Source organism: Streptomyces sp. NPDC001315, from assembly GCF_042896175.1.
In the GTDB taxonomy this organism is placed as follows: domain Bacteria; phylum Actinomycetota; class Actinomycetes; order Streptomycetales; family Streptomycetaceae; genus Streptomyces.
In genome coordinates this window covers 170,587-183,716 of record NZ_JBIAWZ010000012.1, presented here as the reverse complement: position 1 = coordinate 183,716, position 13,130 = coordinate 170,587, and the positions used below count along the sequence as shown (strand labels likewise).

Sequence of the window (13,130 nt, the reverse complement as noted above, 5' to 3'; positions counted from 1 at the left end):
TTGGGCCGAGAGCGAAAGGTCCAGTATCCTGGCTCTTCGGTCGCGTGTACGTCCGCGATCAACGCTGCCCGGCAACACCGAAGGGCAGTGTCCCTCTGAGCTCAGAAGATCGAAAGCAGGAATGGCTCTGAACGCCCGCCTCGACCACCGCAACCCTCTCGTGTTCGACACACACGAGCTGGGGCGGCGTCCTGGCGCGCTGCAGCGCCTGACCCGCACGATCGACGCCCCCAGGGATCTCGGGATCCAGGAGGTCATCGGAGTGCCGGAAGGCGCCCCGGTGGAGCTCGAACTCCGACTCGAGTCGGTCATGGAAGGGGTGCTCGTCACAGGCACCGCCCGTGCACAGGCCGAGGGGGAGTGCGTAAGGTGTCTGGAGCCGCTCGAGCTGGCGCTCGAAGCGGACTTCCAGGAGATGTTCTCGTACCCTGACGCCGACGACCGGGGCCGCCCCAAGGCGGAACCGGCCGACGACGCCGAGGAAGACGAGGACAGGCTCTTCATCGAGGACGGCCTGTTCGACCTCGAACCCGTGCTGCGTGATGCGGTGGTGCTCGCACTGCCGATGCAGCCGGTGTGCCAGGAAGACTGCCCAGGACTGTGTGCCCAGTGCGGCGCACGCCTTGCGGACGACCCGGACCACCACCATGACGCCGTCGACATCCGTTGGGCGGCACTGCAGGGACTCGCTGGTTCATCCGGAGACGGCGAGAAGGACGAGATCAGCGGCGCCGAAGCGGGCGTCGACGAGAAGCAGGAGAAGTAGCCGTGGCTGTTCCGAAGCGGAAGATGTCGCGCAGCAACACGCGCCACCGCCGGTCGCAGTGGAAGGCTGCGGTCCCCACCCTGGTTGCGTGCGAGCGCTGCCACGAGCCCAAGCAGCAGCACATCGCGTGCCCGTCTTGCGGCACCTACAACAAGCGCCAGGTCCTCGAGGTCTGAGCGGCTGGTGAGAGGCTTCATGTCTGACGCCAAGGCGGAAACGACCGCCAAGAAAAAGGCGGACAACACGGCGGCCTCGTCCCACACGCTGTTGGAAGGGCGGCTCGGGTACAAGCTCGAGTCCGCCCTTCTGGTGCGTGCGCTGACCCACCGTTCGTACGCGTACGAGAACGGCGGTCTGCCGACGAACGAGCGGCTGGAGTTCCTCGGGGACTCCGTGCTCGGTCTCGTCGTCACCGACACGCTGTACACCACCCACCCCGACCTGCCCGAAGGCCAGCTGGCCAAGCTGCGGGCCGCGGTGGTCAACTCTCGTGCGCTGGCGGAGGTCGGCCGTGGCCTCGACCTGGGCGCCTTCATCCGGCTCGGCCGTGGTGAAGAGGGCACAGGCGGCCGGGACAAGGCGTCCATCCTCGCCGACACCCTGGAAGCGGTGATCGGCGCGGTCTATCTCGACCAGGGCCTCGACGCGGCGTCCGAACTGGTGCACCGCCTGTTCGACCCCCTGATCGAGAAGTCCTCGAACCTCGGTGCCGGCCTGGACTGGAAGACCAGTCTCCAGGAGCTCACCGCGACCGAGGGGCTCGGCGTGCCCGAGTACCTGGTCACGGAGACCGGCCCCGATCACGAGAAGACCTTCACTGCTGCCGCCCGCGTCGGAGGCGTCTCGTACGGCACCGGCACCGGCCGCAGCAAGAAGGAGGCGGAGCAGCAGGCCGCGGAGTCCGCCTGGCGGTCCATCCGGGCCGCGGCGGACGAGCGTGCCAAGGCGGCAGCCGCAGAGACCACTGCAGAACTCACTGCAGAGGCCACCGCGGCCGCCGAGACCGGCCCCGAGTCGGCATCCGCCTGACCGAACAGCGCATCCGAGCGCCCGCCCCGCCCGGGGCGGGCGCTCGGCTCATCCACCGGTTGTCACGGGGGTCCCATGCCCGAGTTGCCCGAGGTCGAGGTCGTACGGCGCGGTCTGGAGCGGTGGGTCGCCCACCGGACGGTCGCCGAGGCCGAGGTGCTGCACCCGCGCGCGGTCCGCCGTCACCTGGCCGGTGCCGACGACTTCACACACCGACTCAAGGGCCACCGGATCGGCGTCCCGAGCCGCCGTGGCAAGTACCTCTGGCTGCCCCTGGAGGACACCGACCAGTCCGTCCTGGCCCACCTCGGCATGAGCGGCCAACTCCTGGTCCAGCCGCACGAGGCGCCCGACGAGAAGCACCTGCGCATCCGCGTCCGCTTCACGGACGTCCAGGGCACGGAACTCCGCTTCGTCGACCAGCGCACCTTCGGCGGCCTGTCGCTGCACGACAACACCCCCGACGGGCTGCCCGACGTCATCGCGCACATCGCCCGCGACCCCCTCGACCAGCTGTTCGACGACGAGGCCTTCCATCAGGCACTGCGCCGCAAGCGCACCACCATCAAACGGGCCCTGCTCGACCAGTCGCTCATCAGCGGCGTCGGCAACATCTACGCCGACGAGGCACTGTGGCGCGCCCGCGTCCACTACGAGCGCCCCACCGCGTCCTTCACCCGCCCGCGCACCGCCGAACTCCTGGGCCACGTACGGGACGTGATGAACGCCGCCCTCGCCGTCGGCGGCACCAGCTTCGACAGCCTGTACGTCAACGTCAACGGGGAGTCGGGCTACTTCGACCGGTCACTGGACGCGTACGGCCGCGAGGGCCTGCCCTGCAAGCGGTGCGCCACGCCGATGCGCCGACGCCCCTGGATGAACCGCTCCAGCTACTTCTGCCCGAAGTGTCAGCGGGCGCCGCGCGTCTCGTCGTAGCGCTCCCGCGCCGCCAGCACGTCGTCCATGCCGCCCTCCAGAACCCGGATGAGGGCCAGCAGCCGCTGGGCGACCTCGCGGCCCAGCGGTGTCAGTTCGTAGTCCACGCGGGGCGGATTGGTCGGCTGTGCGTCGCGGTGCACCAGGCCGTCGCGCTCCAGCGCGTGCAATGTCTGGGAGAGCATCTTCTCGCTCACGCCGTCGACGCGGCGACGCAGCTCGTTGAACCGCAGGGAGCCATCGTGCAGGGCGCCGAGCGTGAGCGCTCCCCAGCGTCCCGTGACGTGTTCCAGCGTCCCGCGCGAGGGGCAGGCCTTGGCGAACACGTTGTACGGGAGGTTCGGGTCCTCCCTGCGCTCCTGCGTGGTGGTCATGCCCCAAGCCTACGCGAGCGCAGCGCTAACCAACAGGTTGCACTAACTGGAAGTTAGTGCTTTCCTTTTTTCATCGCTGGTGAGCTGCGCCGCTGCTTCGCCGCGTTCTTTGTTCCTGCATTTCGAGGAGTACGTAACGTGACCACCCCTGTTGTCTCCATCGCCTACCACTCCGGCTACGGCCACACCGCCGTCCTCGCCGAGGCCGTCCGGACCGGGGCCGTCGAAGCCGGCGCCGAGGTGCACCTGATCGACGTCGGCGAGATCACCGACGAGCAGTGGGCCACGCTCGACGGCTCGGACGCGATCGTGTTCGGCTCGCCGACCTACATGGGCACCGCGTCCGGCGCCTTCCACGTCTTCGCCGAGGCGTCCTCGAAGCGCTGGTTCGGGCAGGACTGGAAGGACAAGCTGGCGGCCGGGTTCACCAACTCCGGTTCCAAGAGCGGCGACAAGCTGCACACCCTGCAGTTCTTCCAGATTCTCGCCGCCCAGCACGGCATGAACTGGGTCAACCTCGGCCTGCACCCCGGCTGGAACAACAGCGCGGGCTCCGAGCACGACCTCAACCGCCTCGGCGTCTTCGCGGGCGCCGCCGCCCAGACGAACGTCGACGAGGGCCCGGAGGCCGTCCACAAGGCCGACGTGGCGACGGCGGAGCACCTCGGGCGCCGGGTCGCCGAGACGGCGAAGGTGTTCCTTCAGGGGCGGGCGGCCGCCGCCTGAGCGAGTACCGGTCCTGGGCAACGGTGGAACCGTGTCCGGTGCCGGTCTGGTACCGCTGCAGTACTGGTCCAGTACTTGTCTGGTACTGGTCTAGCTAGCAGTGGCCTGGTACCGGTCTAGCTAGCTAATACCCGAAGTCCTGCGTCCACCACGGGCCGCCCTCGCCGAAGTGCACTCCGACGCCCAGGGTCGTGAAGTCGCAGTTCAGGATGTTGGCCCGGTGGCCCGGGCTGTTCATCCAGGCATCCATGACGGCCGCCGCGTCGGCCTGGCCCCGCGCTATGTTCTCGCCGCCGAGGTTGGTTATGTCGGCCTTCGAGGCCCGGTCCCACGGCGTGGCGCCGTCCGGGTCGGTGTGGTCGAAGAAGTTCCGCTGGGCCATGTCCTCGCTGAAGGCCTCGGCCAGTTGTGTCAGCGAGCTGTTCGCGGAAACGGCACTGCAGCCGACCTTCGCCCGCTCCTCGTTGACGAGCTGCAGCACCTCGGCCTCGGACTGCGCCGCCGCCGACACCGTCACCGGGGCGCTGGTCTCCTTCGGCGCCTTCGTGGCCGTCGGCTTCTTCGACGGCGTGGTCGTCGGCGTGCCGGGCGTCGCCGTCGGCTTCTTCGACGGTGTCCTGGTCGGCGTCGGCGTGGCCGACGCCGTCGAGGGGGAGGCCGACGGCGAGGTCGTCCGGTCGGAGTTGCGGCCGGTCGAGGTGGAGTCGTCGCGCCCGGCCGCGGTGCCGGAGCTGCCGCCCTGCTCCGTCGCCGAGTTGGACGGGGAGTCCGCGGCCTGCACGTTGTCGCCGCTGCTCGTGCCGCCGCCGAGCTTGTAGGTGTCGAGGCCGGGCACCACGCCCGAGGCGACGGCGACGGTGCCGAGGGCGACCGCGGCAGAGACGCCGAGCAGGCCGGTGCGGACCGGCGTCACGGTCCTCTTCTTCCGGCGGCGGCGCCCGGCGTCCCGTGCACCGCCATCGGGTGTGAAGCCCTCCGCCGGGAACATCACGGTGTCGTCGATCCGCCCGCGGTCGTCGTCCGGCGCGAAGAGGTAGGCATCGCTCCGCGCGTTGGTCTCGGCATAGGCCTCGGGGTTCAGATAGGGCGCGATGCCCATCGTGGTGGGGGTGTCGCCGTACGAGTCCTGCGGGCCCTGGACGCCGCGGCTCCCCGGATGAGAGCCATACGTTTCCGTGACCTCCGTGGTGCGGCCCGTGGCGGCGCGGCCGGCGGCGGAGCGTCGGTGGCGTCCCATGCCCTTGCCTTCCTCGTCCTTGATCGTCCTTGCGGTCGACCCGAGCCGGCCCCGAGTCCTGGTGGCCGGCCCGCGCGGCATCTGGCGCTCCACGGAGTGACCAGACTCACTCGATCGAGTGAGTTTCATATGAGATTCATTGGGTCGGGACGGTACCGCATGGCGCTGGGGGAGGAAGTGTCCCGAGGGACATTGGCTGGTTAGGTTGCACCCATGAGCGAGGATGTGCGACTGGTTGCCTGGGTGCGTGGACGCGTGCAGGGCGTGGGTTTTCGCTGGTTCACGCGGGCCAAGGCGCTCGAGATCGGCGGGCTGAGTGGTTTTGCTCTCAATCTGGGCGACGGGCGGGTGCAGGTGGTCGCCGAGGGGTCACGTGCGGGCTGTGAGGGACTCCTCGACTGGCTCCAGGGTGACGACACGCCCGGCCGCGTGGATGGTGTCACGGAGATCTGGGACACACCGCGCGGTGGCTACGACGGCTTCGCCATCCGCTGAGTCCGATCTGTAAAAAGACCCAGGCCGAAGCGGAGGGGCATGCCACCGGCAATTGCCCGAAGCAGAAATGGCCTGGTGGTTGCCAAGAATCGCTTGCGGTGGCAAGCTCCCCGCGTAAGGATGATCGCCACGCCCCGAGGGGCCCGCAGCAGTCGCAACGCCGCCGTTCTCAGGCCGCGTGCCGCCGGGTCGCCCGCCGATACGGGGCGTGATCGTGTTGACCGTCAAACTTTTTGGTGAGACGCTGAAAGCCCCGCGCACCTTAGCTGTTTGGCATGGATGAACGGCAGCACAAACTCAAGAATGCCAAGCACCGCGGGTGCGAAATCCCTCACGACCCACACCGCTTCGGTCGGTCACTCAGTGTGGAGGACCATCCATCATGGCAAAGGCGCTTCTCGGTTACGTCGGCGGCTCCGACCCTCGACTCCTCGCCGAGATGCGACGGCTCCAGCAGCGCGTACAGGACCTGGAATCCGAGCTTGGACGGATCCAGGCCGAGAACGAAGCGCTGACGGCTGCCGCTTCTCACGACAGGATCATGGAGAGCATCGACGCACACCAGGCGGAGCCTGCGCTCACCTGATCGCTGCACTGCTCCACAACAGCACACGCAGTGGTTGGGCTGCCCGTATCAACCGCTAAGTTGTCAGAGTTTGCAAGGGACGCTTCGGCGTCCCTTCTTTCTTGCCCCCGTCTTCTCTGCCCCCGCGCACCCTTTCACTGTCTTTAACGTCTGGTGTGCCCTGCGCGTTCATGGGTGAAACCGCGGGTTCATGGAGTGAGACATGCCCGGGAGGTAGAGTCCAGCGGCGTGCACCTCAAGGCCCTGACCCTCCGCGGCTTCAAGTCGTTCGCCTCGGCGACCACGCTCCGGTTCGAGCCGGGGATCACTTGTGTCGTGGGACCGAACGGCTCGGGCAAATCCAACGTCGTGGACGCGCTCAGCTGGGTCATGGGCGAGCAGGGCGCCAAGTCCTTGCGCGGCGGCAAGATGGAGGACGTCATCTTCGCCGGCACCACCGGGCGTCCGCCGCTGGGCCGCGCCGAGGTGTCCCTGACCATCGACAACTCCGACGGGGCGCTGCCCATCGAGTACGCCGAGGTCACCATCACGCGGATCATGTTCCGCAACGGCGGCAGCGAGTACCAGATCAACGGCGACACCTGCCGGCTCCTCGACATCCAGGAACTCCTGTCCGACTCCGGCATCGGCCGCGAGATGCACGTCATCGTCGGCCAGGGTCAGCTCGACTCCGTCCTGCACGCCGACCCCATGGGCCGCCGCGCCTTCATCGAGGAGGCCGCGGGCGTTCTCAAACACCGCAAGCGCAAGGAGAAAGCGCTCAGGAAACTGGACGCGATGCAGGCCAACCTCGCGCGCGTGCAGGACCTGACGGACGAGCTGCGACGACAACTGAAGCCCCTGGGCCGCCAGGCGGCCGTCGCGCGCCGGGCCGCCGTGATCCAGGCGGACCTGCGCGACGCGCGTCTACGGCTGCTGGCCGACGATCTCGTACGACTGCGTGAGGCACTCAACGCCGAGGTCGCTGACGAGGCCGCTCTGAAGGAACGCAAGGAGGCCGCGGAGCAGGAGCTGAAGAAGGCGCTCCAGCGCGAGGCCCTCCTGGAGGACGAGGTCCGCCAGCTCACGCCGCGCCTCCAGCGCGCCCAGCACACCTGGTACGAGCTCTCCCAGCTCGCCGAGCGGGTGCGCGGAACGATCTCGCTGGCCGACGCGCGCGTGAAGAGCGCGACGTCCGCGCCCCCGGAGGAACGGCGTGGCCGCGACCCCGAGGACATGGAGCGCGAGGCCGCCCGCATCCGCGAGCAGGAGGCCGAGCTGGAGGCCGCCCTGGAGGCGGCGCAGCACGCCCTGGACGACACCGTCGCCCACCGCGCCGACCTGGAGCGCGAACTTGCTGTCGAGGAACGGCGCCTGAAGGACGTCGCCCGCGCCATCGCGGACCGCCGTGAGGGGCTTGCCCGCTTGAACGGCCAGGTCAACGCGGCCCGTTCACGGGCCGCCTCGGCCCAGGCCGAGATCGACCGGCTCGCCGCGGCACGCGACGAGGCCCAGGAGCGGGCGGTGCAGGCGCAGGAGGAGTACGAGGCCCTCAAGGCCGAGGTCGACGGCCTCGACGCCGGCGACGTCGAACTCGCCGGGCAGCACGAGGCGGCGAAGGAGCAGCTCGGTCGAGCCGAGGCCGCCCTGACCGCCGCCCGCGAGGCGACCACAGCGGCGGAACGCGGACGGGCCGCGACCCAGGCCCGCCACGAGGCCCTCGCCCTGGGCCTGCGCCGCAAGGACGGCACCGGCGCGCTGCTGGGTGCGAAGGACCGACTCACCGGCCTGCTGGGCCCGGCCGCCGAACTGCTGACGGTCACTCCGGGATACGAGGTCGCGCTGGCCGCCGCTCTCGGCGCCGCCGCCGACGCCATCGCGGTGACCACCCCGTCCTCGGCCGCCGACGCCATCCGCCTGCTGCGCAAGCAGGACGCGGGGCGGGCGGCGCTGCTGTTGGCGGCGGCGCCGGAGGACACTGCGATCGGGTCCGGCCACAGTGACACGCACGGCGCCGCCACGGCCGCCGACGCGGGTGCGCTGGGCGCCGCCACTGCCGGAATCGCCACGCCCACCGCCGTCACCCCCACCGCCGTCACCCCTACCGCCGGACCGGCCTTCGCTGCCGAGGCGGGTTCGTCGTCCGGAGCGCAGCCGTCGGCGGGGCCTGTGGGCGGCGGCCCGGTGCGGGGTGACGGCATGGGCGCCGGCGCGGGTGCGCTGGGCGACGCCACTGCCGGAACCGCCACAACCGGCACCGCTGGCACCGGCCCCGCCGCCACCAGCACCGCCACAGCCGGACCGCCCTTCGCCGCCGACCTCGTCCGCGCTCCCGCCGAGCTCGTGCCCGCGGTCCGACGGCTCCTGCGTGGGATCGTCGTCGTCGGCACCCTGGAGGACGCCGAGGATCTGGTCGACGCCCGTCCCGAGCTCACCGCGGTCACCGCGGAGGGCGATCTGCTTGGGGCGCACTTCGCGCACGGCGGGTCGGCCGGGGCGCCCAGCCTGCTGGAAGTACAGGCGTCCGTGGACGAGGCCGCCACCGAGCTCGAGGAGCTGGCCGTGCGGTGCGAGGCGCTGACCGGGGCGCAGCACGCGGCCGCCGAGCGGCGCAGGGAGTGCGCCGCGCTCGTCGAGGAGCTGGGGGAGCGGCGCCGGGCCGCCGACCGGGAGAAGTCGGCCGTGGCCCAGCAGCTCGGGCGGCTCGCCGGACAGGCGCGCGGTGCCGCCGGTGAGGCCGAGCGCTCCACGGCGGCGGCGGCGCGGGCGCAGGAAGCGCTCGACAAGGCCGTACAGGAGGCCGAGGAGCTTGCCGAACGGCTTGCCGTGGCGGAGGAGATGCCGGTCGAGGAGGAGCCGGACACCTCCGTGCGCGACCGGCTCGCCGCCGACGGGGCCAACGCCCGGCAGACCGAGATGGAGGCGCGACTCCAGGTCCGTACGCACGAGGAGCGGGTCAAGGGGCTCGCCGGGCGGGCCGATTCGCTGGACCGGGCAGCCCGCGCCGAACGTGAGGCACGCGCGCGGGCGGAGCAGCGGCGGGCCCGGCTGCGGCACGAGGCGGGCGTCGCGGAGGCTGTCGCCTCCGGTGCGCGGCAGCTGCTCGCGCACGTCGAGGTGTCGCTGGGCCGGGCCGACGAGGAGCGGACCGCTGCCGAGGCCGCCAAGGCCCGCCGCGAGCAGGAGCTGGTCGCCGCCCGCAGCGCCGGGCGCGATCTCAAGGCAGAACTCGACAAGTTGACGGATTCAGTTCACCGGGGCGAGGTACTCGGCGCCGAGAAACGGCTGCGGATCGAGCAGCTGGAGACGAAGGCGCTGGAGGAGCTGGGTGTCGAACCGGCGGGGCTCATGTCCGAGTACGGTCCGCATCAGCTGGTGCCGCCCTCGCTCGCCGCCGAGGGGGAGGAACTGCCGGACGACCCGGAGCATCCGCGCAACCAGCCGAAGCCCTTCGTGCGGGCGGAGCAGGAGAAGCGGCTGAAGTCCGCCGAACGGGCGTACCAGCAACTCGGCAAGGTCAACCCGCTGGCCCTGGAGGAGTTCGCGGCTCTGGAGGAGCGCCACAAGTTCCTCAGCGAGCAGCTGGAGGACCTGAAGAAGACCCGCGCCGACCTCCTCCAAGTGGTGAAGGAGGTCGACGAGCGCGTCGAGCAGGTCTTCACCGAGGCGTACCGGGACACCGCCCGCGAGTTCGAGGGCGTGTTCAGCAGGCTGTTCCCGGGTGGTGAGGGACGGCTCCTGCTCACCGACCCCGACAACATGCTCACCACGGGTGTGGACGTCGAGGCGCGTCCGCCGGGCAAGAAGGTCAAGCGGCTGTCGCTGCTCTCCGGCGGCGAGCGGTCACTGACGGCTGTCGCACTCCTGGTGTCGATCTTCAAGGCCCGGCCGAGTCCGTTCTATGTCATGGACGAGGTCGAAGCCGCGCTGGACGACACCAACCTGCAGCGGCTGATCCGCATCATGCAGGAGCTGCAGGAGGCCTCGCAGCTGATCGTGATCACGCACCAGAAGCGCACGATGGAGGTCGCTGACGCGCTGTACGGCGTCTCCATGCAGGGCGACGGTGTGTCGAAGGTCATCTCGCAGCGACTGCGCTAGATACGTGCGGTCTACACCGGCCCCGACCTGCACTTCTCAGTGACTTCACTTCTTGAACACACGCCAGGTTCCCGATGGGCACAAATTCACAGCTTCGGACCTGTTGACTTCGAAACTTGAAGGCATAGTCTCAGTGGCGTTGCTTTTACCTTCAGGTGTGTGTGGCGTGAACCTATGCGCCACTGGAGCCACTGGCTTCGACCCACGCCTGCAAGGGCAGACCCCCACCCCCGGCAGCGAGGCCGGTGGCCCGAGGAGTACACGTGACCAGCACTGCGCAGGCACCCAAGTCAGGAGCCAGGACGGCTCATCCCGATCATCTCGGGCACGTCATCTTCATCGCGGCGGCGGCCGCGATGGGCGGTTTCCTGTTCGGTTACGACAGCTCCGTGATCAACGGCGCCGTCGAAGCCATCCGGGGCCGCTACGACGTCGGATCCGCGGCCCTGGCCCAGGTCATCGCCATCGCGCTGATCGGCTGCGCCATCGGTGCCGCGACCGCCGGCCGGATAGCCGACCGCATCGGCCGCATCCGGTGCATGCAGATCGCCGCCGTGCTGTTCACCATCAGCGCCGTCGGTTCGGCGCTGCCCTTCGCGCTGTGGGACCTCGCCTTCTGGCGTGTCGTCGGTGGCTTCGCCATCGGCATGGCCTCGGTCATCGGCCCCGCCTACATCGCCGAGGTCGCCCCGCCCGCGTACCGCGGCCGTCTCGGTTCCTTCCAGCAGGCCGCGATCGTCGTCGGCATCGCCCTCTCGCAGCTGGTCAACTGGGGTCTGCTGAACGCCGCCGACGGCGACCAGCGCGGCAAGATCATGGGCCTGGAGGCCTGGCAGGTCATGCTCGGCGTCATGGTGATCCCGGCCATCCTCTACGGCCTGCTCTCCTTCGCGATCCCCGAGTCCCCGCGCTTCCTGATCTCCGTCGGCAAGCACGAGCGGGCGCGTGAGATCCTCGCCGAGGTCGAGGGCGACAAGATCGACCTCGACGCCCGCGTCGCCGAGATCGAGCACGGCATGAAGAGCGAGCACAAGTCGACCTTCAAGGACCTGCTCGGCGGCTCCTTCTTCTTCAAGCCGATCGTCTGGGTCGGCATCGGCCTGTCGGTCTTCCAGCAGTTCGTCGGCATCAACGTCGCGTTCTACTACTCCTCGACGCTGTGGCAGTCGGTCGGCGTCGACCCGGCGGACTCGTTCTTCTACTCCTTCACGACGTCGATCATCAACATCGTCGGCACCGTGATCGCGATGATCTTCGTGGACCGCGTCGGCCGCAAGCCGCTGGCCCTCATCGGCTCGGTCGGCATGGTGATCGGCCTCGCGCTGGAGGCCTGGGCCTTCTCGTTCGACCTGGTCGACGGCAAGCTGCCGGCCGCGCAGGGCTGGACCGCCCTCATCGCCGCCCACATCTTCGTCCTCTTCTTCGCCCTGTCCTGGGGTGTGGTCGTCTGGGTCTTCCTCGGCGAGATGTTCCCGAACCGGATCCGCGCCGCAGCCCTGGGCGTGGCCGCCTCCGCGCAGTGGATCGCCAACTGGGCCATCACCGCGAGCTTCCCGTCGCTGGCCGACTGGAACCTCTCCGGCACCTACGTGATCTACACGGTCTTCGCCGCGCTCTCCATCCCGTTCGTCCTGAAGTACGTGAAGGAGACCAAGGGCAAGGCCCTGGAGGAGATGGGCTGACCCGCCCCGCAAGCTCGGGGAGAAGGGCCAAACCCCCCGCTGCCCCTCTCCTCGTACCCGTAAGACGTACTGCCCCGGCTCAGCTGCTGAGCCGGGGCAGTACGTCTTCGCAGAACAGCCGCAGGCTGCGCCACCCCTCCTCGACCGGCATCCCGCCGGCCAGCGGGTGCAGGACGAGGTTGTCCAGACCCTGTGCCGCGCACGCGTCCGGCGTCAGAACGCGGTACACCCCCTCGGCGCGCAGTTCCTCCACCGTCGTGGCCGCAGATTTCACCGCCGAGCGGATCTCGCCGGACTGCCAGGAGGCGTACGTCCGCGCCTCGTGCAGGAAGTGCTCGCCGTACTCCGCCCACACCCGGTCCGGATCCTCGGCGACATGCAGCAACGGTGTCTCGGCGCCCGGCATCATCGTCCACCCCTCCGTCCCGTACTCCGCGAGCCGGTCCTTGTAGTACGCCTCCAGTTCCGGCAGGTGCGCGCTGGGGAAGAAGGGCAGCCCGAGGCGGGCGGCCCGGCGGGCGGCGGCCCTGGAGGAGCCGCCGACCAGCAGCAAGGGGTGAGGGTCGGAGCAGGGCCGCGGGGCCACCCGAACCGGACGGCCCCGGTACACGAACTCCTCGCCGGTCCACGCCTTCAGGACCGTCTCCAGCAGCTCGTCCTGGAGCTGCCCGCGCCGCTTCCAGTCCACCCCGAACATGGCGTACTCCTCCGGCCGGTATCCGATCCCGGCGACGGTCACCAGCCGGCCGCCGCTCAGCAGATCCAGTACGGCGATGTCCTCGGCCAGCCGCAGGGGATCGTGCAGCGGGCCGATCACCGCCGAGACCGTCACCGCGAGCCGCCGGGTCGCCCCGAGCACCGCGCCCGCGAACGTGAACGGCGACGGCATCCAGTTGTCGGCGACGCCGTGGTGCTCCTCGGTCTGCACGGTGGTGATGCCGTGGTCGTCGGCGTACCTCGCCATCTCCAGGGCTGTCGCATGGCGCGCGTGCAGCGCGGCGGGGGTGGCGTCGGGCGCGACGAGGTTGAAACGTACGACCGTGACGGGCATGGGGATCCCCCTTCGAGTTGGCGAGGGGGACGGTAGCTGACGTTCCGTCAGATGGCTACGGCGATGCCCTGGCGTCGTACGTCCGGTACGTCCGCGAGGCGGCACGCCGGCTTGGAGGAAACCACAAGCTGGGTCCGGTCGAGGCCCATGGCTGATACTGGACGCGTT

12 protein-coding genes are annotated in these 13,130 nt (G+C 69.8%); 9 read left to right on the top strand and 3 right to left on the bottom strand.

All coding sequences use genetic code 11. The features are described from left to right. Positions 1-121 precede the first annotated feature (121 nt). The 4 genes from ACFY16_RS28720 (at position 122) to mutM (ending at position 2,731) form a co-directional block, all read left to right on the top strand. Positions 122-766 carry a YceD family protein gene (locus tag ACFY16_RS28720; protein WP_390650083.1) on the top strand — a complete coding sequence of 215 codons (645 nt, stop codon included), beginning with the start codon at positions 122-124 and terminating at the stop codon, positions 764-766. 2 nt (positions 767-768) lie between these two features. Continuing rightward, the gene (gene rpmF / locus ACFY16_RS28715) at positions 769-942 is read left to right on the top strand and encodes a 50S ribosomal protein L32 (RefSeq protein ID WP_003951102.1); all 174 of its coding nucleotides are present in this window, start codon (positions 769-771) and stop codon (positions 940-942) included. Positions 943-961: 19 nt separating this feature from the next. Then, a complete protein-coding gene (gene rnc, locus ACFY16_RS28710) occupies positions 962-1,795 on the top strand; it encodes a ribonuclease III (RefSeq protein ID WP_390650082.1) in 834 nt (277 codons plus the stop codon). A 75-nt stretch (positions 1,796-1,870) separates the two neighbouring features. After that, entirely contained in the window at positions 1,871-2,731 is an 861-nt protein-coding gene (gene mutM, locus ACFY16_RS28705) for a bifunctional DNA-formamidopyrimidine glycosylase/DNA-(apurinic or apyrimidinic site) lyase (protein WP_390650081.1), read from the top strand. On the opposite strand, the gene ACFY16_RS28700 is transcribed toward mutM, so the two are convergent. Further along, positions 2,704-3,105, bottom strand: coding sequence for a winged helix-turn-helix transcriptional regulator (locus ACFY16_RS28700; RefSeq protein WP_390650080.1), 402 nt, complete (start codon positions 3,103-3,105; stop codon positions 2,704-2,706). The genes mutM and ACFY16_RS28700 overlap by 28 nt on opposite strands. Before the next feature lie 138 nt (positions 3,106-3,243). Here ACFY16_RS28700 and ACFY16_RS28695 point away from each other — a divergent pair, with 138 nt between their 5' ends. After that, positions 3,244-3,831: a flavodoxin family protein gene (locus ACFY16_RS28695; protein ID WP_390650079.1), complete on the top strand. Its 588-nt coding sequence runs from the start codon at positions 3,244-3,246 to the stop codon at positions 3,829-3,831. A 124-nt stretch (positions 3,832-3,955) separates the two neighbouring features. Here ACFY16_RS28695 and ACFY16_RS28690 read toward each other — a convergent pair whose 3' ends face one another. Further along, positions 3,956-5,068, bottom strand: a complete 1,113-nt coding sequence (locus tag ACFY16_RS28690; RefSeq protein WP_390650078.1) for a CAP domain-containing protein — start codon at positions 5,066-5,068, stop codon at positions 3,956-3,958. 213 nt (positions 5,069-5,281) lie between these two features. On the opposite strand from ACFY16_RS28690, the gene ACFY16_RS28685 reads away from it, so the two are divergent. The 4 genes from ACFY16_RS28685 (at position 5,282) to ACFY16_RS28670 (ending at position 11,911) form a co-directional block, all read left to right on the top strand. Next, positions 5,282-5,563 (top strand): acylphosphatase, encoded by a 282-nt coding sequence (locus tag ACFY16_RS28685; protein WP_390650077.1) that lies wholly within the window; start codon positions 5,282-5,284, stop codon positions 5,561-5,563. Positions 5,564-5,945: 382 nt separating this feature from the next. Continuing rightward, positions 5,946-6,149 carry a hypothetical protein gene (locus ACFY16_RS28680; RefSeq protein ID WP_020942469.1) on the top strand — a complete coding sequence of 68 codons (204 nt, stop codon included), beginning with the start codon at positions 5,946-5,948 and terminating at the stop codon, positions 6,147-6,149. 228 nt (positions 6,150-6,377) lie between these two features. Continuing rightward, on the top strand, positions 6,378-10,229 hold the full coding sequence (locus ACFY16_RS28675; RefSeq protein WP_390650076.1) for an AAA family ATPase: 3,852 nt from the start codon (positions 6,378-6,380) through the stop codon (positions 10,227-10,229). 263 nt (positions 10,230-10,492) lie between these two features. Continuing rightward, on the top strand, positions 10,493-11,911 hold the full coding sequence (locus ACFY16_RS28670) for a sugar porter family MFS transporter (RefSeq protein WP_390650075.1): 1,419 nt from the start codon (positions 10,493-10,495) through the stop codon (positions 11,909-11,911). 79 nt (positions 11,912-11,990) lie between these two features. Here the strand turns inward: ACFY16_RS28670 and ACFY16_RS28665 are convergent, their stop codons facing one another. After that, positions 11,991-12,962 (bottom strand): LLM class flavin-dependent oxidoreductase, encoded by a 972-nt coding sequence (locus ACFY16_RS28665; protein ID WP_390650074.1) that lies wholly within the window; start codon positions 12,960-12,962, stop codon positions 11,991-11,993. Positions 12,963-13,130 lie beyond the last annotated feature (168 nt).